Here is a 20,869-nt window from a genome sequence, read left to right on the forward strand (position 1 = left end):
TCCGGCGCCCGCCAGAAGTATGAGAAAAATTCGGTTGAAATCCGTAACGTCCTAGGGCCGCGTGACGAAGACCATAACGAGGGCTTCCGCCATTGCCCCCGAGTGGCGGAAGCCCTGCTTCATGCCCGGACCGCGACGGACGACCAGCCCCGTCCCGCGACCTCCGCGCAAGCGAAGGGCCCCGGCTCCCCTGAGGGAGAGCCGGGGCCCTTTCGCGTTTCAGCGGGCCGGTCAGCGGCCGTTCAGCGGGCCGGTCAGCCTTCGCCGTTGCCCGGCGGCCAGCCCGGCAGGTTCGGCGACGAAGGGCCGCCCGGCTGGCTCGGGGTCGGCTGCGGCTTCTCCGCGACGAAGATCGTCACGGTGTCCCCGGGGGCGACCGTGGCGCCCTCGGTCGGCTGCTGGTCGAAGACGAAGCCCGGCGCGACCTGCTTGTCCGGAGGCGCCTGGCCCTTCTCCACGCGGCACCTCAGCCCGAGCCCCTCCAGCTTGCCGCACGCGGCGCGCTGGCTGTTGTTGAACAGGTTCGGCATCTGCACGCTCGACGGCCCGTTGGAGAACACCACCGTGATGGTCGCCCCCTTCGGCGCCTTCGTCCCGCCGGCCGGGTCGGTGCGGATCACGGTGAGGCGCGGGACGGTGTCGCTCGTCTCGGCCCGTTTCTGCACATCGAAGCCCTTGGCGTCCAGCAGCTTCTTCGCCGTCGCGTACGGCTGCCCGGCCACGTTCGGGACCTCGATCTCCGTCGGCGGCTTCTTGCCCTTGGACACGAGCAGCGACACCGTGGCGCCCTTGGCGGCGTTCGTACCGGGCTTCGGGTCGGAGCTGATGACCTTGCCCTCGTCGATGTCGTCGCTGAACTCCTTCTTCGGCTCGCCGAGCTGGAAGCCGAGCTTGGTCAGCTGCGCCGTCGCCTCGCTCTCCGAGACGTTGACGATGCTCTGCGGGATCGCGACCTGCGTGTTCTTCTCACCGCCGCCGCCGCTCAGCATCCAGCCGATCAGCGCGGCGCCGCCGATGAACAGCACGGCGAGGCCCACCCACAGCGCGGCCTTCTTGCCGCCGCCGCCGCGCTCGGGCATGTCGTCGTCGTAGCGGACGGGCGGCATCCCGTACCCGTCGTCCTGCGGGTGGTGCATCTGCGTCCGGGACGCGCCGTGCGGCGGGTAGGCGCCCATCACCTGGGTGCCCTGCGGCACCTGCGCGCCGCCCATCAGCATCGTGGACGCCGCCGTCGAGGCCACCGGCTGCCCCTGGAGGACGCGCTGGATCTCCTGCCGGAACTCCGTGGCGTTCTGGTAGCGGTGGTCGGCCTCCTTCGCCATCGCCTTCAGCACGATCGCGTCCGCCCACTGCGGGATCTGCGGATCCACCTGCGACGGCGGGACCGGCTCCTCCCGGACGTGCTGGTAGGCGATCGCGACCGGGGAGTCGCCGGTGAACGGCGGCTTCCCGGTGAGCAGCTCGTACAGGACGCAACCGGTCGAGTAGATGTCGCTGCGGGCGTCCACCCGCTCGCCCCGCGCCTGCTCCGGGGACAGGTACTGCGCGGTGCCGATCACCTGCGCGGTCTGCGTCATCGTGGACGCGGAGTCGGCCATGGCGCGGGCGATGCCGAAGTCCATGACCTTGACCTCGTGCTGCCGGGTGAGCATCACGTTGGCCGGCTTGATGTCGCGGTGCACGATCCCGCCGCGGTGGCTGTAGTCCAGCGCGCGCAGGATCCCGTCGGTGATCTCCAGCGCCTTGTCGGGCAGCAGCGCGCGGTTCTCCCGGAGCAGGTCGCGCAGCGTGCTCCCGTCCACGTACTCCATCACGATGTACGGGATCGGGGTGTCGCCGATCATGTCCTCGCCGGTGTCGTACACGGCGATGACCGAGGGGTGGTTCAGCGACGCGGCCGACTGGGCCTCGCGCCGGAACCGGGCCTGGAACGTGGGGTCACGGGCCAGGTCGGACCGCAGCGTCTTGACCGCGACGACGCGATCGAGGCGGAGGTCTCGGGCACGGTAGACCTCGGCCATGCCGCCCCGCCCGATCACCGAATCGAGCTCGTAGCGGCCGCCGAGCAGCCGAGGTTGACTCATATGTGCACTTTCCCTCGTACGTCTACACCTGGTGTTCCGAACCTAGCTTCCCGCTCTCCGTCGGCGAGGGCGCCGGGCTCGAAGTTGACGGAGTCGTGGTGCTCCCCGTCGGTGTGGGTGTTGGCTTGGGGGCGGTGGCAGTCGCCCGGGGCGATTTCATCGATGTCTTCTGTGAAAAGGACGTCTTGGGCGTCGCTCGCGTTGACGGACGGATCCTATGCTTCCGGTGCCGTGGGGTGACAGCCGGCCGCTGGGGTGTGCTGCTCGCCCGGCGGGTGGGCGGGACGCTCGGACGTTCGGCGGGGTCGCCCACGAGGCCGTCGCCGACCGGGCTGGTCGCCGGGGCGGCCGGCGGATCCCGCTCGTCGTCGCCGGACCCCGCGAAGGCCAGCCCCTTCCACAGCGAGCCGACGACGATCACGAAGACCAGGACGAGGACGGCCGCCACCGAGGCGTACGTCAGCGTCGTGCGTCGTTGCACTGTCCCACGCGAGAGGTTATCCGCCGCCGGGTCAGCGTCAAATCCCGACAAAGCTGCCGATTGCGTAACGATGGGGTCACCGCCCGGGGCGGCATGCCTGCCACGTCCCGAAGCGGTGCGGGAGGCGGTGGTGGAGGCCGAGGCGGCGGAGGCGGCGGACGTCCCCGCCGCCGGCCGGACGGGCCTGGCCCCCGCGAGCGACGCCCGGATCGCCAGCGCCCGCGCCGCGACCCGCCCCGCGTCCGGCGGACGGTCCAGCGGGTCCTTCGCCAGCAGCTCCATGACCAGCTCGCGGGCGGCGTACGGCACCCGGGACGGCAGCTCGGCGGGCGCGTCCCGGACGTGCTTGAGCGCCACCTCCACCGGCGTGGCCCCGTCGAACGGCGGCGCGCCCGTCAGGCACTCGTAGGCCACCACGCCCAGCGAGTACAGGTCGGCCTTCGGCGACAGCTCCTTGCCCTGCGCCTGCTCCGGCGAGATGTAGTGCGCCGTCCCCATGACCATCCCGGTCTGGGTCTGCGACGCCGCCGCCAGCCGCCGCGCGATCCCGAAGTCGGTGATCTTCATGGTGCCGTCCGGGGACACCATCAGGTTCGCCGGCTTGACGTCGCGGTGCACGATCCCGGCCTCGTGCGCCACCGTCAGCGCCCGTCCCGCCTGCACCACCAGGTCCAGGACGGCCTCCAGCGGCAGCCCGCCGTCGCGGGCCAGGATCTCGTCGAGCGGCTCGCCCGCCACCAGCTCCATCACCAGGAACGTCCGGCCGCCGTGCTCCCCGAAGTCGAACGCCCGCGCGATCCCCGGATGCCGCAGCTCCGCCGCGAACCGCGCCTCCGACTCGAACCGGGTGCGGGCCCGCACGTCCGACCCGAGCTCCAGCCGCAGCAGCTTCACCGCGACCTGCAGGCCCGTCACCGCGTCCGACGCCCGCCAGACCTCGCCCATCCCGCCGATGGCCAGCCGCTCCAGCAGCCGGTACCGGTCGCTCAGGACGAGGCCCGGGCTCACTTCTGCAGTACCTTGGCCATGATCGCCGCCGCGATCGGGCCGGCGTTCGCGGCGCCCGAGCCCGGCGCCTCGGTCATCACGGCGAACGCGTAGCGCGGGTCCTTCGTCGGGCTGAACCCGACGAACCAGTTGGCGTTCGGGTTGCCCGGCCCCTGCTCCGCCGTACCGGTCTTGCCGGCGATCCGCTTGCCCGCCAGGTTCTTCGCGGTGCCCTCGGAGACCACCGCGCGCATCATGTCCTCCAGCTGGTCGGCCTGGTCGCCGGTCATCGCCTTCCCGAACTCCTTCGGGGACGCGCCGTACAGCTGGCTCTGGTCCTTGGCGCGGACGGTCTGCACCAGGTACGGGTTCATGATCTTGCCCTCGTTGGCGACCGCGGCGGCGACCAGCGCCATCTGCAGCGGCGTGGCGCGCACGTTCTCCTGGCCGATGCCGGACCGGGCCGTCCCGTCCGCGCCCGTCGGGGTCTTCTTGCCGTTCGCGTCCGTGTACGCCACCGGGACGTCGCTCTCGGCCGTGAAGAAGTCGTCCTCCAGCTTCAGCCGCTTGCCGAACCCGAACTTCGCGGCGCCGTCGTGCAGCCCCTGGATGCCCATGTCCAGCGCCATCTTGCCGAACGTCGTGTTGCAGGACTCGGCGAACGCGCCGCGCAGCGAGGCCGCGCCGCCGCAGCTGCCGCTGTCGTGCGAGTTCGGCAGCGGCCGCCCCGACTCCGGCAGGAGGAGCTGGCCGGTGTCGACGGTCGATGAGCTGTTGATGCCGAGCTTCTGCATCGCCAGCGCCGCCACCAGCGTCTTGAACGACGAACCGGGCGGGAACGTCTGGCTGAGCGCGTTGTCGACCAGGGGCTTGATGACGCCGTTGCCGTCGTCGAGCTGCTCCAGCCGCTTGCCGCCCTTCTCACCGGTCTGCGGCGCCACCTCGTTCGGGTCGAACGACGGCCACGACGCGGCCACCTTCACCGCGCCGGTCTTCACGTCGATCACCACGGCGCCGCCGCGGCGGCCCTGCTGCGTCCCCGCCTTCAGCTGCGCGTACGCGGTGCGCTGCGCCGCCGGGTCGATCGTCAGCTCGACGTTCGCGCCGTCGGCCTCCTTGCCGATGAACACGTCGAACCAGTGCTGCTGCGTGATCCGCTTGTCCTTGCCGCTGAGCAGCGAGTTGTAGGCCCGCTCGATCCCGTTGGCGCCGCCGTTGAAGTACCCGGTGATCGGCGCGAACACCGGCCCGTCCTTGTAGGTCCGGCCGTACTTCGGGTTGTCCTTCCCGGTCTCCTTGGACGTCACCAGCACCTCGCCGCCCGCGGAGATCTCGCCGCGCGGCGAGTTGAACACGTCCGCGAACCGCCGGCTGTTGCGGTCGTCGGTGCGCAGGTCCTCCGCCTGGCTGCCCTGGACGTAGTTGACCTGCGCCATCAGCCCGAAGAACAGCAGCATCGCGAAGATCGCCACCCGCCGAACCGGCTTGTCCATGTTCATAGGGGGGAAGTCACCTCGTGCTCACGATCTGGGTCATGCCCTCGTCCTGGATCGCCTGGGGGGCCGGCTTGCGCGCGTCATGGCTCATCCGCACCAGGATCGCGATCAGGATCCAGTTGGCCATCAGCGACGAACCGCCCTGCGACAGGAACGGCGTCGTGAGACCGGTCAGCGGGATGAGCCGGGTGACCCCGCCCACGATCACGAAGACCTGGAGGGCCAGCACGAACGACACACCGCCCGCGAACAGCTTCAGGAACGGGTCCCGCGCCGCCACGGCCGTCTTCATCCCGCGCTGCACGATCAACGCGTAGATCAGCAGGATCACCATCAGCCCGGTCAGCCCGAGCTCCTCGCCGAGCGAGTCGAAGATGAAGTCGCTGAACGACAGCGGCGTCCGCCACGGCTCGCCCTGGCCGAGCCCGGTGCCGAGCACGCCGCCCTGCCCGAGCGCGAACAGCCCCTTCATCAGCTGCGCGCTGTCGGAGTACTCGCCGCCGAGCTTCGCGCAGGCCGTGAAGCCCGGCGAGATCACGCCCTCGACGTCGTTCTGCTTGTAGATCTCGGTGTCGGGGTTGACGGGGACGACCTTGCCGCTCTCCAGCAGGCAGCCGCCGTCGAAGTACGGCTTCGGGTTCTGCCAGATGTCGATCCGCTGGTTCACGTGGCCCATGAACGGCAGCAGCGTCGCGACGAACACGCCCACGGCGAGCAGCCCGACACCGATCACGACCCAGGAGACCCGCTGCGTCGCGATGTAGAGCATCGACACGAACAGGCCGAAGAACAGCAGCGCGGTACCGAGGTCCTTCTGCAGGAAGAGCACGCCCAGGCAGAAGAACCAGATCACCATGATCGGGCCGAGGTCGCGGCCCCGCGGCAGGCTGACCGGGCCCACCTTCTTGCCGATCAGCGACATCGCCTGCCGCTTGTTCACCAGGTACCCGGCGAAGAACACGACCAGCAGCAGCTTCGCGAACTCGCCCGGCTGCACCGAGAACGGACCCAGATGGATCCACACCCGGGCGCCGTTGATCTCCGCGCCGATGCCCGGGACGATCGGCAGCAGCAGCAGGATCACGGCGGTGAGGCCGATCAGGTACGTGTAGCGCTGCGCCGTCTTCGGGGTGAACGACAGTGGCGCGTCCGTCTTGTCGGTGTCCCGCATGATCAGGACGGCGGCGACGAACAGCCCGATGCCGACGAACGTCCACATCAGCTGGCTGGGGGCGTCCGCGGCGTCCGGGATGAGCTTCTTGCCGGCCAGCGCCGCGGCCTTGCGGTCGGCGCTGGTGTCCAGGTCGAGCCGGTAGATCATCGTCAGCCCGATGCCGTTCAGCGCCACCGCCAGCGGCAGCAGCAGCGGATCGGCGTACGGGGTGAACTTCGCCTGCATGAAGTAGGCGACGAGCGCGAACACCGCGAGGCCGCCGCCGTACACGAACAGCCCCGCGGGGATGCTGCCGTCACGGGCCAGCCCGACCTCCGCGAACGCCGACAGCGTCATCACCATCGCGAAGACCAGCAGGGCGAGCGAGGCGGCGTTGCGCCGCTGGTACGGCAGCCGCGCCCGGATCTGCTCCCCGATCGACTGCATCTACGAGCTCCCCCCGCTGGAGGGACAGTCCTTCGGCTTGCCCGCCGCGTTGTCGACGCACTGGTCGCGCCGCTTCTGCAGGGTCTGCAGCGCGCTCTGCGCCGCGGCCCTGCCGATCACCGGCGGGGTGCCCTTGGTGATCTCCGTGGCGTCCGACCTGGGCAGCTCGCTCAGCAGGACATCGCTGGTGACGATCTTCGTCTCCTTGCAGTTCTGCTGGGTCGCGCCCCGCACGATCGCGACCTTGCCGCCGGCCTCGATGAGGGAGTACTTGCAGACCGTGTCGGTCAGCTTCTTCCAGTCCTTCGGGCCGTCCACGGTGTAGGTCGACTTGACCCGCTGCTGGGCGTCCTCCGGCAGATCGCTCACCTGGATCTTCGGCTCCGGCTGCTTGGAGGCCGGCCGTGACAGGTCGATGCCCGGCACCTCCTGCGGCGTACCCCGGTACAGGACGACGTTGTCGCCGCTCGCACCGATGTAGTAGCCGTTCCGGACGTTCTGCAGCAGCACGAAGCCGCCCGCCACCACGCCCACCACGACCACGCCGGCGACGACGATCAGCCACGTCCAGCGGCGGACGCCGCCGCGGCGCGGCCGCTCCATCGGCGCCTGCTGGATCGTGCCCGGCGCGGGCGGGCCGCCCATCGGGTCGCCCATCGGCGCGGGCGCCGGCGGAGGAGGCCGCTCGTCCACCGCCACCGGCGGCTGCGGCCGCGTGTCGCGCAACTGCGCCGCGCGGCCCGCCGGGGTGTCGGCCACCGTCGTGTTCGCGCCCGGGCCGCCGCCCGGCGGCTCCGGCGGCGACGCGTTCGCCGCCGCCCCCACCGCGTGGCCGGGGCCGCCCGTCGGGGGCTGGCGCTCCAGGTCCACCACGTCGGCGACGACGCAGGTGATGTTGTCGGGGCCGCCGCCCCGGTTCGCCAGGTCGATCAGCTGCCGGACGGCCTGCTCCGGGTCGTCCACGTCCGTCAGCACCTGGAAGATCGTCTCCGCCGTGACGACGCCCGACAGGCCGTCCGAGCACAGCAGGTACCGGTCGCCGACCACGGCCTCGCGCAGCGACAGGTCGGGATCGACCTCGCCGCGCCCGTCCAGCGCGCGCAGCAGCAGCGACCGCTGCGGGTGCGACGCCGCCTCGTCCGGGCTGATGCGGCCCTCGTCCACCAGCGACTGGACGAGCGTGTGGTCGTGCGTGATCTGGAACAGGCTGCCGTCGCGCAGCAGGTAGGCGCGGGAGTCACCGATGTGGACCAGCGCGATCTGGTTGCCCGCCCACAGCATCGCCGTCAGCGTCGTCCCCATGCCCTGGAGGGCCGGGTCGGACTCGACGATGCGGTGCAGGTTGTCGTTGGCCGTCTTGACCGTGTGCTCCAGCGCGGCCAGCAGCTCGGTCGCCGGCAGGTTCTTGTCGAGCGCGCGGAGCGCCTCGATCGCCGCGGCGCTGGCGATCTCGCCGCCGACGTGGCCGCCCATGCCGTCGGCCACCGCCAGCAGGTGCGCGCCCGCGTACGCCGAGTCCTCGTTGCCCTCGCGCAGCATGCCGACGTCGGAGCGCGCGGCGTAGCGGATTCCCAGAGTCATTTGCGCAGCTCGATCACGGTCTTGCCGATACGGACCGGAACGCCGGGCGGCACCGGCATCGGCCGGCTCACCTTCGTGCGTCCGAGATATGTCCCATTGGTCGAGCCGAGATCTTCCACGATCCACTGACCGTCCTGCGCGAAAAGTCGGGCATGCCGGCTCGAAGCGTAGTCGTCGGTCACGACCAGAGTGGCGTCATTCGCCCGGCCGATGGTGATGGGGACCCCGGTGAGGTCGATGACGGTGCCGGCCCGCTCCCCCTGGACGACCACCAGCTTCGTCGGGGCGCCGTGCTGGGCGCTGCGCTGCTGCCGCGGCGGCTTCGGCGGCCGGGCGGACCTCGGGGGCTGGGACGGGCGCGCGGCCGCCTTCGACGCGGCCTTCGAGCCGAACAGGTCGGCCCTGATCACACCGACGGCCGCGATGACGAACAGCCACAGCACCGCGAGGAACGCCAGCTTGATCAGCGTGAGGGTGAATGGGGACATCGGAGTCGGGGTTACTCCCTATCGCGGCGGAACACAAGGGTTGTCCGGCCCATCGTCACCCGGGAGCCGTCCACCAGCGTGACCCGCCGGATCGGCTGCCCGTTCACGAACGAGCCGTTGGTCGACCCTAGATCCACGAGAGCGATTTCGGGACCTTCTACGCGGATCTCGGCATGGTGCCGGGACACGCCCGGATCGACGAGTCGCAGGTCGCAGTCAGTGCCGCGACCCAGCAGAGTGACAGGCGTATTGATCTCATAGGTGCGCTGCGTCGTGTCCGAGCCCTCCACGGCCGTCGTCACCAGCAGCCGCGGATGCCCCCCGAAGACACCGCCCCGGCCGCCCTGCGGCACATCGCTCACCGGCCGGCGGATCTCCCCGCCCTCCACCGTCGAGCCCCGGATCACCCCCGACCGGATCCGGAACATTCCCGTGGCCAGATCGCCCGCATTCTCGAACCGGACCCGCACCGGCCCCACGAAGGAGTACCCCTGCTCCTTCGCGTACTCCCGCGCGAGGTTCGCCAGCTCCTGGCTCAGGCTGTCGGCGTACACCTGCAGCCGCTGCCCGTCCTGCTGAGAGATCTCCACGACGAAGTCGTTCGGCACGAGGGTGCGGCCCTGCGCCACGATCGCAGCCCTGTCGTCCATCTCGCGCTGCACAGCACTGGCCACCTCGACCGGCTGCAGCTCCGACTTGAACGCACGGGCGAAGGCCCCTTCGACCATGCCCTCCAGCCGTCGCTCGAAGCGCTGAATGACGCCCACGGGCACCTCCCTTCCCCACTGGTAGACGATCGTATCGGTGCGAAGGTTCGCTAGGAGTATCTGGATACCTAACCACTGCCAGGCACGTGCTAGCCTTTTCAGGCACCCGGAAACGGGGCGGCACCCACGGGCGGGTGGCGGAACGGCAGACGCGCACGGTTCAGGTCCGTGTGTCCGAAAGGATGTGAGGGTTCAAATCCCTCCTCGCCCACGAAGGGGTACAGACGAAAGTCGTAGCCCCACAGTGACGAAACGACCCCGGAGCAGGCAAGCTCCGGGGTCTTCGTCGTTACGGAGGCCAGTCTCCTGTGACCGCAGGGACCGAAGGGGCGGACGCGCAGCAGAGCACCCCGGCCCTCGGGTCCGGTTTGTGGTGGTGTGCCGACGTCGTGGGCGCCGACGGCTCAGGCTGCCGGCGGGGTGATGTGCCCGGTGGGCGTCCAGCTGCCGCGTGGCTTGCGTGTCTTGTGCCGAGCGCGGCGGTGGGGTTTCCCGTCGGGGCCGGGGAGCGTGGCGAGCCAGGCGTTGATCTTGCGTTCGTTGACATGTGCCAGTTGGAAGGCCAGCAGGAGGGTTTGGGCGGCGATACCGCGGATACGGCGGTTGCCGCCGTGCTCGATGCCTTCGTAGGCGTCGGCCTTGGCATAGCCGTTCATGCCTTCGACTGTGTTGCGGAGCCGCCCGTAGATGTCTTGCCATTCCGGGCTGCCGTAGGGACGTGGCTGCCAGTGCTTGGCGCCGTCCTCGATGTTGACGCTGATGCTGGTCTGCTCGCAGATCTTGGGCGGGCCAACGGGGCTGGGGAAGGGGTCGACCTCGCGCAGGCTGGGGTTGGTGCCGAGGCTGTCTTGCTTGAGCGGGCATTGGACACGGCCGGCTGTTGCGGGGCACATGTACCGCTGTCGGCCGTTGTCGTTGGGCTTGCCCTTGGGGGCCAGGGCGAACTGGGTCCGTGCGTCGATACGGGCACGCCAGGTTTCCTGGTCGATCGCTTTGGGGTCGTCGGGGTTGCGGCGGTGGTCGATGGTGGCGTCGACGAGGTTGGTGGGCATCGAGGGGCAGTACCAGGTTCCTTCGATCTGGTTGGCGCCGTGGATGCTGTCGATCTTTCCGAGTTGGTCGATGCGGTAGTCGTAGGTGGGGCGGTAGCCGAGCTTGCGCAGAGGGACCTGCCAGTCCTCGGGCTTGGAGTTGTTGTAGGCGGCGTCGGCGGCGAGGTCTCCAGCGGGGTGCCCGCGGCGCCGGATGTCTTCGAGAACCGCGATGCCGTTGGGACCGGGACTGTGCCCGGGTTTATCGAGGATGAAGCCCACGGTGAGTGCGGGAAGCACTTCGGGGTCACCGCATCCGCCTGGCATGGGTCGCGGGTCACGGTGGGGATTGCGAGCGACGGCCAAAGTGGCGTCGTAACCCCACAGTGTTTTGCTCGTGGTCCGGCGGCGGCCGCGCGGTCGCGGCGCCGATGGCGTCAGGTCGGGGTCGCGGTGGTCGCCCTCACGGACGTAGTAGCCGGCGTCGGGGTCGGTGGAGGTGTAGTCCCTCTTGGCCGACACACCGCGGGCGAAGGTTTCGATCGGGGTCGCGTCCACGCCGACCGATCCGTCCCACAGAGTCGTCAGGTGCTGCTCGACGGAGGCCAGCGAAGCCTGCACGACGCGGTTGCTGATGCGGGTGAGGGCCTCCCGGTGCTCCTGCAGCAGTTCGGGGTCGGCGCCGGCGAAGTAGGCCTTGACCTGGTTGAGAGTCAGGCGTTTGTTCTTGGGCAGTGGAGAGGGGTCCAGAGCTCTGACGATGGCACCGAACAGGCGACGGACAACCGCGTAGGCGGCCTCGAAACCGGTGATGTTGTCGGGCCGCTCGGGCACTTTGAAGCGGTGTCGCCAGTCCTCTGGGATCGCCCAGTGCAGGATGTCGGTGACCTGGTTGAAGAACACGGCACCGTTGCCGTTGCGGCGCGAGCACAGCGTCATGCCGACCAGCAGGCCCTGAACGGTACAGAGCCGGGGCCGCCCGGTCGTCTTGGCGATCATGGCTTGGAGTTCGTCGGCGATGCCGCACTTCTCGACGAACTCAGCAGCGCGGCGGACCCGCAGATCGCTGAATTGGACGCGGTCTTCCCGGATGATGCCCCACCCGTGGTCTCGTGCTGCATGCGCGGCGTCGCCCGGTTCATCGGGTTCGCTGCCCACGGGGCTGGGTGTGGGGCCGATGGTGTCGGTCACTGTTACGGCTCCAGGCCCCGTAGTTGCCGCTCCGCCTCTGCAGGGTCGGTGCGGGCGGTGAAAGGCAGCAACGCTGACAGCATCTCCAGAGAGCCGCCGGCGGCACTGGCGATGACATCGAATCTGACCCGGCTATCGATCAGGTCGACCAGCCAGGTGGCGCGCAGCCGAACGGGCTTGACCGGAGGCGCGTCGGGGGCTTTGCGGGCGCGGGACACAAGACTGCTGACCAGGCTGGTCTTGCGGTGCTCCACGGTCGGCAGGAACAGCCAGGTCGGCTGCCCCGACAGGTCGGCAGCCAGCTCGGCGAGCGGAGCCTCCCACACTCGGCGGCACTTCACGTCCCGCTGGTGGAGTCCGCGGACCCGCACGGTGACGCCGCCGTTGCTCATCACGTGTACGTCGTGCGCCCGCACTCGGCAGATCTCCGCTGCCTCTAGGCCGCAGCCCAGCCCGAGGCAGAGCAGGACCTTGCAGGCTGCCTCACGACGTCTGGTGGGCTGATTGTGTGCCCAGTACCACAGCTCCTTCTGCTCGACCGTCGTGTAGGGCCGGTAAAGGTTGGAGTCCGAGAGCTTGATCAGTCTGCCGTTGCCGTCACCGATGGTGCCGGCGCGCAACTGCATCAGCCGCCGCCGGTAGCTGTCGCGGGTCGAGGTGGTGGCGCCGGGCAGGCCGTAGCGGATGAAGCGCTCGATCGTCTCGATCGACAGCCACTCGGCGGGGTTGGGCTTGGGGCGCGGGTCCGGCTGGTCCGATTGCGCGGTGTTGGCGCGCCTGGTGCCGCGTTTCGCTTGGTGGGCTCTGCGAGCCTGCGCGGCCTCTTGAGCTCGTCTGGTGTTCTCCGCCTCGACGAACATTGCCACCTTGCTCAAAGCGCCCATCAGCTCCGAGACCTTCTGGGCGTTCGGCGGCTCGCATGCGGCGACCGTGGCGCCGACGGGTTCGGCGACCCGAGGCCACTCGGGGTTGTGCCCCGCAGGCTTGTAGGCGTTGATCTTCTGCCGCATCAGCAGATGCCAGGAGTAGACGCCCGGGGGCGGGAGCGCCTCCTCACTCACAGGCGGACCCCGATCCGATCAAGGCACCGAAGGGAGCAGCGGCGTGGTACGTGATGACTCGCGTGCTCGGCGCCCCTGCGATTTCGTCGAGGCGGGCCGATGGCCGCACGCCGTGCTCGCCGAGCATCACGCAGCTGCGGTCGCCCAGTCGATCTCCCGGCGGCTCGCCGAGGCCATGCTGAAGCAGCGGGTGAGTGCTAACCGTCTGGCGAGCGCGAGCGGAGTGAACCGGCAGACGATCGCCAACGTACTGGCGGGGACGGTCTGGCCGGACCTCATGACGGTCGCCAATCTGGAGAAGAGCCTTGATTGGCGTCTTTGGCCGGTGCAGGGCGAGTTGCAGGCAGACGTGGGAGACCAGACCGACCCGCACGACCAGGCCTAGCAGAGCGAAGAGCATCGGGGCCTTTCCTGCCTCCTTCACGGGAGGCGGGCATGCAAAGGCCGACGGCAGGGCGAAATGCGCGAAACACGCCGCCGCACGAGTGTGCATGACGGTATGTTCGAAGGCGTGACGGTGCCGCCAGCAGATGGATGGGTTCGTCACCGGCCGTCGCCGAGTTGCGCCTCGGCGGCGGCCACTTGATTTGCGGCCGACGGGCCGCATGGTGCGGTCTACATCACCGTCTCCTGATGATTGCCGTTGGGATTGCTCGCGGGCTTGGGTACCGACGAGCCGTCGTTGAAGCGAAACCAGGCGTCGGGCGCCTTGACAAGTGCGCCCTTGCGCGCGAGCTGGTCGAGAAGGACCCGCAGGCTCTTCTGGTTCTCGATCTCCAGGGCCTCGGCGACATCTCGGACCTTCCACCAAGAGGCGGGATCCTGGCCGAGCAGGTTCAGGACTTGGACCCGACGAGGTGGAAGATGTGCGCCGGCAGGCGTCTCCTTCGAGGACTTCTGCTGGCTGCCGCCCGGCTCGGTCTCGCTGCCCGGCTCGGTCTCGCCGGCTGGCTCACTGCCGTTTGCTGTTCCTTCATCTCCGACCGGCTGGGCCGACTGCAGGTGATCGTCATCAGGACCCGGATCCTGGCTGGAGCCCGGGTTGGAGGCCAGGGTTGGGGCCCAGGCGGGTTCGCCACCGAAGACTTGCATCCAGTTCTGCTGAGTCTCCACGAGCCGCTTGACGAACTTGATCTTCTTCTTGATCTCGGCCAGCCGTTGCTCAGTCTCGGCCTCCTCGGCCTGAAGGTCGATCAGGGCCTGTACTGGGTCGGCTGCCACCGCCTGGAAACCCCACTGGCTCATGGGGCAGAAACCTACCGTTTCCAGTGATCTCCAGGTGGGAAATTCGGCCGAGATGTCCCACAGAAGCGCCGCAAAGTATAACGACGCAGGTCACGGCCTGGTTTGCCTGTGTCGCGCCGTCCTTCGGATCGATCCTCGCTGTCATCTGGTTACCTCCTCCGCGGTGCGGACATAGCGCCCGAAATTTTCGCGTGTGTCGTCGGCGGGCGACATCTTGGGTCTGTTTTGTTCCGGGATGGTGCATAATGTGATGAAAGTTCTGTGTGGACGGGTATCCGATACACGCACACCCTTGTCGGCGATGGAGGGAAACTTCTGTCGGGCCCGTGAGGCTGTCATGGCACATCTCGCAGCAGGCGGGCCGCTTCCGAGATCTCCACGGCACCGATGTGCGGCATGAGGCGGGACAGTCCGTGCAGGGTTTCCAGTCCCGCTGCGGCGACGATGACCTTGAGTGGCAGCCCGGCCTCGACCAACGACGCCAGCCAGGTGGCGCGGAGTCTGCTCGTCCTGAGCGCCGGAGTGCCCGCGGAGGGCTGGGCGCGGGACACGAAGTTGGTGACCAGATTGCCGCCCCGCCTGACGGCACGGGGTCGGAACAGGAAGCAGTCCGCGGTGTCCCCGCGGGTGGCCAGGCCGGCCAGGATCGACTCCCAGGGGCGCCGGCACACCACCAGACGGGAGCGCCTGCCGCGCACCGCGACCACCGTCGGCTGGTCGTGTCCGCCGTCGGCCGTTCCGCAGGCGCTCACATCGCCCGCCCGCAATGGGATGATCTCACTGGATCCCAGGCCACACCCGAGCCCGAGACTGATCAGGGCCGCCAGACCGTCGCGGAGTTCGTCAGTGGGTTGGCCGCACGCCCAGGTCCACAAGGAGACCTGCTCGGCGCGGGTATAGGGACAGGACGCCACGGACCCTGAGAGGCGCGCCGGGGCGCCCGTGGCGCAAACGCCTCCGAAGAGCGCCTCACGCAACCGCAGCAGCTTCGAGCGGTAGTTTGCCCGGGATGCCTCACCCAGGTGCGCGCATCCCACCAGGATGAAACGCTCAATGTACTCGCGGGTGAGCCACAAGTCGGCTCTTATCGGCTGCCCCTCGGCGTCGGCGAACAGCGCCAGTTGGGACAACACCCCCATCAATTCGCCCGCAGAGTAGCGAGTGAACGGCAACGCGGTCGCCACGGCCAGGCGCACTTCACCGGCAACCCGCCGCCAGCCCGGCGGGTTCTCGGCGGGCGTGTAAGAAGCGACCACGGTCTTCGGTCCGTCGACCTGCTCTGTCACCATCTGCCCCCTTGTCGCTGAGACCCAGGAACCGGCGATGATCAGCGTTGCCCGACCCGCTGCCTGCTAATCCAATTGCAGGAAGGTATTGCGGGCTCTTTGTCGAACCAGTCGGAGAAGGTTCATTCCGCTACGCCCTCACTAGGATGGTTCGATGCTTTTGCTGCTTATCGGAGTAATCGGAGGTATGGGTTTATTATTTGTTGACATAAAATGCGCGCGGAGATGCATGGTGTGTCGCCTTGCGGTGCTGGAGGGAACCCAGGTGCGCGTCGCGGTGCCGAACCCCTTTCGCGCACCTTGCCCACCCACGCGGATTTCGCCGAAGGCGGGACGGCTGGATGCGTCGTTGCCCCCTGCGCCCAGTAACTCTTGAGTCAGCTCCATCTTCGCGGGGTACGCGGGTGCGGGCAGGCAGGGGCGGGTGCTGCGGGGCTTCGCTTCCGCGCCGAGAGCGCCTCGGGAACGCAGGCCTCGGCCGTTCGGCTCACGTGCCCGTGATGTCCCACGGTTTCGGCCCGTCGGCCCATGAGCACGACACCGTTGTGCCGTGCGGGGAGAGGCTGCATCCCCTCACGTGGCCAGGGGCGAGCCGAGCCGGTACCGGCGGCCGTCGTGGAAGGTACGTCGTTTAAGGCGTACGCGAGGTCGGGGACGGTGATGGCCGTGGGACTCACGGGGTGTGGCTCACACGCCGGCCGCCACAATGTGACCTGCTCGGAGGCGCGGAAGGTATCCTCTCCTGACGCGCCGCTTCCTCGCCCGAGCGCTCCGGGTCAAGAAGAAGCTAGACCCGCTGGTCCACGAGTGTGGGGCGGGTCCGCACCTAGAACATAGCACGCCTGCCCCGGCGACCTGCGCAGACGACATCGGTCTCCGTCACGTGCCCGCGTGTCCCAGCCCGCCGTGCCAGAGGCCTTCAACCGCAGGCAGTTTCGCAGTCCCGGTCACCGAGCAACCCGCGAGCACCGCCCGCCAAAGACAGCACCCAGAACAGATCGAGCGCGTCCCGTTCGGTTAGCGCCCAGCCCGGCATCAAGTGGGCGGCATGAGTTGAAGCCGGTAGGCCTCGCCGTCCACGGCGACGACCTTGTCGAAGGTCTTCGCGGACTATCACCCTCGGCGGAATAATTTGGTGTACTCTCGCGTGGAGTTCAGTGATGGATGATATGGAGCTGGTGATGTGGAAGTGGCGGACGAGACACTGACGGCGCAGCCGGGGATGCTCGTGCTGGCCCGGGAGTCTCGGGGCTTGACGCAGACCGAGGTTGCCAGGGCGATGGCGAGAATCTCGGGCGAGCGGGTGTCGCAGGCGTGGGTGAGCAAGGCCGAGGCGGGACGGACTCCGCTCAGCGGGCTTCGCCTGGCCTGGTACGCGGCTGCGGTCGGCTACCCGCCACAGGTCTTGTGTGAGGATCCGCAAGTTTCCGGGGTGGGGATCGGGCTGGTCCACCACCGCAAGAAGGCGGCGTTGGGGGCGACGGCGCTCCGGCGGATTCACGCCGAACTGGCGCTGGCGCGACGCCAGGTCGGGGGCCTGCTTGCCGAGGTTGGGGGGCCGGTGCGGCAACGCTTCGTACGCATCGGTGTGAGCGCGCTGGACACTCCCATGGATGCAGCGCAGCAGGTACGCGAGCTTTGGGACGTGCCGTCGGGGCCCGTTGAGGACATGGTCGCCCTGATTGAGCGCGCCGGGGGGCTGGTGCTGATGAGGGATCTGCGTACCGCGGACTTGGACGCCGTCAGTCAGTGGGACGGCGACCAGCCGCCACTGGTCCTGGCTAACGCCATGGCGTCTGGCGACCGGCTGCGGTTCAGCCTCGGCCATGAGATCGGGCATCTGATCATGCATGCCCAGCCCGCAGCCACCGCGCTGCAAGAGCGGGAGGCCGACCAGTTCGCCAGCGAGTTGCTGATGCCGGCCAGCGATATTCGTGATGAATTGGGCGGTCGACTGGATCTTGACCGGCTGCTGGCGCTCAAACAGCGATGGGGGGTTTCCATGGCCGCGCTGGCCCGCCGTGCCCAAGCCCTTGCGGTGATCAGTGACTGGCAGTACAGGAACCTGATGATCGAGATGTCCACGCTCGGCTACCGCACCAAGGAGCCGGGCGCTATTCCCAACGAGTCTCCCCGGACGCTGCATACCCTCGCCCGCCTCTTGGTTGATCAGTATTCGGCGCAGGAGGCTGCGGCTGCTGCCGGACTGCTTCCCGACGAATTCATCACGCTCTACCTGCCAGAGGACTCTCCGGTTGCGGACCCGACCCAACCCGCCGGTCATTCTGGCGTTCACGCCTTCGACTCGTCGCTGGCGCAACTCAACTTTGGCACTGGACGCAAGGCGTGACGATGAGCGAATACGAGACCTCCCGGAACGGTGTCCCCACGCCCCACCCCTCCGCGCCGGTCACAAGCGGCCTCGAGGACGCGAGGACACCCGCCGCTTTTGCGGCGACGGCGCTGGCCGATGCTTCGGCTGGTGCCGGTCTCACCGATCGGGTGTTCCTGCTGGATCGTCCCGCCTTCATCGAGCAATACCCCCGATACCTCGGCCAAAGCTTTCTGGACCCCAGCCACGGCGGCCTGGTCCTGTGCGGAGACGGGGCGCCGGCGCGGACGCGCGAACTCCGGCTGGCGGGGTTCACCGGTGCCCTGGTCGAGGACCCCGCGGCGTACGAGAAGCAGGTCGCCACCAAGCAAGCGCCGTTCGACCTTCCCGAGGACGACGGTCTGTTCAAGATCGAACTCGAGGACGTCCTGCAGGCTCAAATCGAGAGGGGCGCGGACTGGGCAGTGACGCCCAGCCGGTACATCCAGAGCGGTGACTCACCAGCGCTGAAGGCGCTGGCCGAACAGGCGCGCAAGATCACGTTCAAGAACGTCATCGTCGTGGTTGCGGCGTCGGTCGGATGGCTGAACCGCGACTTCCGCAGGCAGTTCACCGCTGCATTGCAGTCGGTCGGCCACCCGGTGGCGCTGGCGCTGGGCGGCCAGTACAACCCGCTCCGCAAGATCGCTGACGCGCCCGAACACCTGCGAGATCTGCTGCAGGAGGTCCCCGGCGTCGGGCTATGGCGTACCGATCTGGCCGCCTTCGACATGCTCGCCTACGGAGGGTCCTTCGCGGCCATCGGTGCGGGCGGATCACTGCGGCACCTGGTTCCCGCCGGAGAGAAGCCAGAGTCCTCCAAGCCGTTTCCCCACTACCCCTCCGTACTCGTCCCCGACCTGCTGCGTTTCAGCACAGCCGACTTCCTCGCCGACGTCTACGCCGACGCCGACCCGCCGCCCTGCGAGTGCCCGGTGTGCGGCGGGATGTTGAAGTTGGAGGCGTTCTACAGTCTCAAGGCACCGGGCCGAGCCGCAGCGCATGCTCACAATGCCGCGACGTGGACCAAGTGGCTGCCCGAGATGCTGGCCTACCCACGGCTGGGAGACCGGCAGGCGTGGTGGCGCGGCCGGTGCCAGGATGCCGTGCAGTCCCACGATGAGGAGAACGAGCGCATCGGCCAGCCCGGTCGGCTTAATCCGCCCAAGGTTGTGGCCAAGTGGGCCAAACTGCCGACCCGAGACCAGCCTGGGAACTTCGGGCAGCGTCGCGCGTCCCACCCGAAGGGTCCCTGAGGTGCAGGCGGCCGCTGACGACTCGGCCCAGTCTCCTGACGCTCAGCGGACCTGCCGGTACACCTCCTCGGGGAACCGCATGCCCGCTACGGTGAGACGCCGTCGCTGGAAAACCGCTGGAGGAACCAGAACCTGCGGTTCACGGCCTGGCGCATTGATGATCACGCCGATGCCATAGTAGGCCGCATCGAGGCACATCAGTTCGTGATCGCGTGGCAGTGTGGGCAGCAGCATCGCTCGTGCACAGAACGGCGCGAACCGCCCGGCTTGCTCCAGTCCCGTCCGCCACCGCCGCGCCGGCACCACCGCTAGATCGACGCGCAGGGGCGCGACCGCGCGCCGCACGACGAAATCTTCGCCGATCTCGACCGCGCCTGCAGGAAGACTGGCCAGATCGCTGCGCTCGGTCGGCGTCAGCGCTGACATCGCGACCCGTTCCCCGACAGGAAGGCCCAACAGCGGCCGCAACGCATCCGGTGAGGTGATCGGCCCTAGCCCTGCAGCGCGACGCCGCTCGTCTTCCGCGAGCATGGTGTAGGCGACCGTCGCCTGTGCGCCGAGTAGGGACACTCGCGCGGATGAGCCTGCCGGACACGATTCTCTTCGGCCAAGCCCTGGCATCGCTGCGAGGACGTCGGTCAACGCCTCGACCTGCATCTGATCTGTGTGCGCGCAGGTGGCCATGCCGCCACTGTCTCGCACCCCACCGCCGGTCATCTACCCCGCCCCTTCCGCGTCCGACTGGTCGGCTGATTGATCAGCCAGGTGTTCGTGTAGACCGGCGGTCAGTTCCCCCACAGACCGCCACATCCGCTCTGCCCCTGACCTGCCGTACCAGCGGCGGCGGTCACCGCTGGCCGCTTCCAGGCGGGTCAGCAGCCCGGCAGAGACCAACTCGCGGACCGTCGAGTAGTACACCGCAGCCTGAACGCCGTTTTCCGCAGCCAGCAGCCCGAGGTTCACACGGCCATCCGGCGCATGCGCCAGCGCAGCCAGCAATTCCCACCGGTACCGGTTGCCGAACAGGCATGCGGACAGCGCACGCTCGCGCGCCAGACGCCCACCGACCATCGCCATAGATTAGTGATTACCTATTCGTTAATCAATGTCCTGGCGTCTCTCCAACCCCGTGCCTCGAATCTTCCAAGCGGCACGGTGTGCTCTGAGTTGACTTCAGCGGTCGCTGGGATCTCTTCGGCGTGTGGTCATTCGTCCGGGGAGCGCCGGGTTAGAGACCCATTCGATCTCTAGGGGGCTCGGATCTGGCGGAGGAAGGCGCCGTCGCTACGGCGCCGGTCACGGAGCCGCAGGACGGTGGCGCGTTGTGGTCCAGCAGAGCCAGGCGCAGAGCGTCTCACCGGCGTCACGACGGGCCAGCACGACCCAGTCTGCAGGAGGCGCCGCCGGCGGCGGAGACGCGGAGGGCGGTGCGGCCTCCGGTGGCGGCGCCGCGCCCCCGCCCGCCGGGCCGGCTGTGAAGGGCGACTCGGACGGAGCGGCTCGCGCGGACAGGGAGGGCGAGGCGTGATTCCGCTGCAGCTCGGGCGGATGAGCCCGCGGGAGACCGAGCGGATGCTGGCGTTCGACCGGGAGCACATCTGGCACCCGTACGCGCCGATGCCCGCGCCGGCGCCCGCGCTGCCGGTCGTGTCGGCGGACGGGGTGCGGCTGACGCTCGCCGACGGCACGGAGCTGATCGACGGGATGTCGTCGTGGTGGGCGGCCGTGCACGGGTACAACCACCCGAAGCTGAACGCGGCCGTGACCGGGCAGCTCGGCAAGATGGCGCACGTGATGACCTGCAAGCGGCTGACCGCACAGCGCACCGAGGAACCCCTGCCGGAGCCCCTGCCAACACCAGCCCCCGGCCGTCAGAGCACAGATCGAACTAACCTTTGATCCCTGCCTGCGCGCTTTCGACGGACGCGCGGCCAGCTGACCGCC

General features: G+C 68.8%; 17 protein-coding genes and 1 tRNA gene. 5 read left to right on the plus strand and 13 right to left on the minus strand.

Features of this window, described 5'->3' with window-relative positions; genetic code table 11:
- Window positions 1-254: 254 nt before the first annotated feature.
- The 7 genes from pknB to HUT06_RS00295 are packed head-to-tail and all read right to left on the minus strand — an operon-like array spanning window position 255 to window position 9,484.
- On the minus strand, window positions 255-2,084 hold the full coding sequence (gene pknB / locus HUT06_RS00265; RefSeq protein ID WP_176193833.1) for a Stk1 family PASTA domain-containing Ser/Thr kinase: 1,830 nt from the start codon (window positions 2,082-2,084) through the stop codon (window positions 255-257).
- 22 nt (window positions 2,085-2,106) lie between these two features.
- Window positions 2,107-3,573 (minus strand): serine/threonine-protein kinase, encoded by a 1,467-nt coding sequence (locus HUT06_RS00270; protein ID WP_176193834.1) that lies wholly within the window; start codon window positions 3,571-3,573, stop codon window positions 2,107-2,109.
- Window positions 3,570-5,045 (minus strand): penicillin-binding protein 2, encoded by a 1,476-nt coding sequence (locus HUT06_RS00275; RefSeq protein WP_254714893.1) that lies wholly within the window; start codon window positions 5,043-5,045, stop codon window positions 3,570-3,572. Before HUT06_RS00275 ends, HUT06_RS00270 begins: the two co-directional genes overlap by 4 nt.
- Window positions 5,046-5,061: 16 nt before the next feature.
- Window positions 5,062-6,648 carry an FtsW/RodA/SpoVE family cell cycle protein gene (locus tag HUT06_RS00280; RefSeq protein WP_176193836.1) on the minus strand — a complete coding sequence of 529 codons (1,587 nt, stop codon included), beginning with the start codon at window positions 6,646-6,648 and terminating at the stop codon, window positions 5,062-5,064.
- Window positions 6,649-8,229, minus strand: coding sequence for a Stp1/IreP family PP2C-type Ser/Thr phosphatase (locus HUT06_RS45100; protein ID WP_176193837.1), 1,581 nt, complete (start codon window positions 8,227-8,229; stop codon window positions 6,649-6,651).
- Complete coding sequence (locus HUT06_RS00290; protein WP_089327623.1) at window positions 8,226-8,717, minus strand: FHA domain-containing protein; 492 nt, start codon at window positions 8,715-8,717, stop codon at window positions 8,226-8,228. Before HUT06_RS00290 ends, HUT06_RS45100 begins: the two co-directional genes overlap by 4 nt.
- An 11-nt stretch (window positions 8,718-8,728) precedes the next feature.
- Window positions 8,729-9,484, minus strand: coding sequence for a DUF3662 and FHA domain-containing protein (locus HUT06_RS00295; RefSeq protein ID WP_067627928.1), 756 nt, complete (start codon window positions 9,482-9,484; stop codon window positions 8,729-8,731).
- Window positions 9,485-9,612: 128 nt separating this feature from the next.
- Here HUT06_RS00295 and HUT06_RS00300 point away from each other — a divergent pair.
- A tRNA-Leu gene (locus tag HUT06_RS00300) sits at window positions 9,613-9,695 on the plus strand.
- A 193-nt stretch (window positions 9,696-9,888) separates the two neighbouring features.
- On the opposite strand, the gene HUT06_RS00305 is transcribed toward HUT06_RS00300, so the two are convergent.
- Complete coding sequence (locus HUT06_RS00305; protein WP_176193838.1) at window positions 9,889-11,706, minus strand: hypothetical protein; 1,818 nt, start codon at window positions 11,704-11,706, stop codon at window positions 9,889-9,891.
- Between the two features lie 2 nt (window positions 11,707-11,708).
- Window positions 11,709-12,716, minus strand: coding sequence for a hypothetical protein (locus tag HUT06_RS00310; protein WP_176193839.1), 1,008 nt, complete (start codon window positions 12,714-12,716; stop codon window positions 11,709-11,711).
- Window positions 12,717-12,810: 94 nt separating this feature from the next.
- Between HUT06_RS00310 and HUT06_RS43630 the strand changes: the two genes are divergently transcribed.
- Window positions 12,811-13,152, plus strand: coding sequence for a helix-turn-helix transcriptional regulator (locus HUT06_RS43630; protein WP_217711128.1), 342 nt, complete (start codon window positions 12,811-12,813; stop codon window positions 13,150-13,152).
- A 230-nt stretch (window positions 13,153-13,382) separates the two neighbouring features.
- Here the strand turns inward: HUT06_RS43630 and HUT06_RS00320 are convergent, their stop codons facing one another.
- Together HUT06_RS00320 and HUT06_RS00325 are read right to left on the minus strand one after the other, a co-directional pair.
- On the minus strand, window positions 13,383-14,012 hold the full coding sequence (locus tag HUT06_RS00320; RefSeq protein WP_176193840.1) for a hypothetical protein: 630 nt from the start codon (window positions 14,010-14,012) through the stop codon (window positions 13,383-13,385).
- Window positions 14,013-14,347: 335 nt separating this feature from the next.
- Window positions 14,348-15,301 carry a hypothetical protein gene (locus tag HUT06_RS00325; protein ID WP_176193841.1) on the minus strand — a complete coding sequence of 318 codons (954 nt, stop codon included), beginning with the start codon at window positions 15,299-15,301 and terminating at the stop codon, window positions 14,348-14,350.
- A 1,180-nt stretch (window positions 15,302-16,481) separates the two neighbouring features.
- Between HUT06_RS00325 and HUT06_RS00330 the strand changes: the two genes are divergently transcribed.
- Both HUT06_RS00330 and HUT06_RS00335 read left to right on the plus strand, forming a co-directional pair.
- A complete protein-coding gene (locus tag HUT06_RS00330) occupies window positions 16,482-17,648 on the plus strand; it encodes an ImmA/IrrE family metallo-endopeptidase (protein WP_217711129.1) in 1,167 nt (388 codons plus the stop codon).
- Window positions 17,649-17,650: 2 nt separating this feature from the next.
- Window positions 17,651-18,925, plus strand: coding sequence for a hypothetical protein (locus HUT06_RS00335; RefSeq protein WP_176193842.1), 1,275 nt, complete (start codon window positions 17,651-17,653; stop codon window positions 18,923-18,925).
- Between the two features lie 42 nt (window positions 18,926-18,967).
- Here the strand turns inward: HUT06_RS00335 and HUT06_RS00340 are convergent, their stop codons facing one another.
- Together HUT06_RS00340 and HUT06_RS00345 are read right to left on the minus strand one after the other, a co-directional pair.
- Window positions 18,968-19,609: a hypothetical protein gene (locus tag HUT06_RS00340; RefSeq protein ID WP_176193843.1), complete on the minus strand. Its 642-nt coding sequence runs from the start codon at window positions 19,607-19,609 to the stop codon at window positions 18,968-18,970.
- Between the two features lie 33 nt (window positions 19,610-19,642).
- On the minus strand, window positions 19,643-20,002 hold the full coding sequence (locus HUT06_RS00345) for a MarR family transcriptional regulator (RefSeq protein WP_176193844.1): 360 nt from the start codon (window positions 20,000-20,002) through the stop codon (window positions 19,643-19,645).
- 447 nt (window positions 20,003-20,449) lie between these two features.
- Here HUT06_RS00345 and HUT06_RS00350 point away from each other — a divergent pair, with 447 nt between their 5' ends.
- Window positions 20,450-20,824, plus strand: coding sequence for an aminotransferase class III-fold pyridoxal phosphate-dependent enzyme (locus HUT06_RS00350; protein WP_254714894.1), 375 nt, complete (start codon window positions 20,450-20,452; stop codon window positions 20,822-20,824).
- The last annotated feature ends 45 nt before the right edge of the window (window positions 20,825-20,869 follow it).

The organism is Actinomadura sp. NAK00032, from assembly GCF_013364275.1.
In the GTDB taxonomy this organism is placed as follows: Bacteria; Actinomycetota; Actinomycetes; order Streptosporangiales; family Streptosporangiaceae; genus Spirillospora.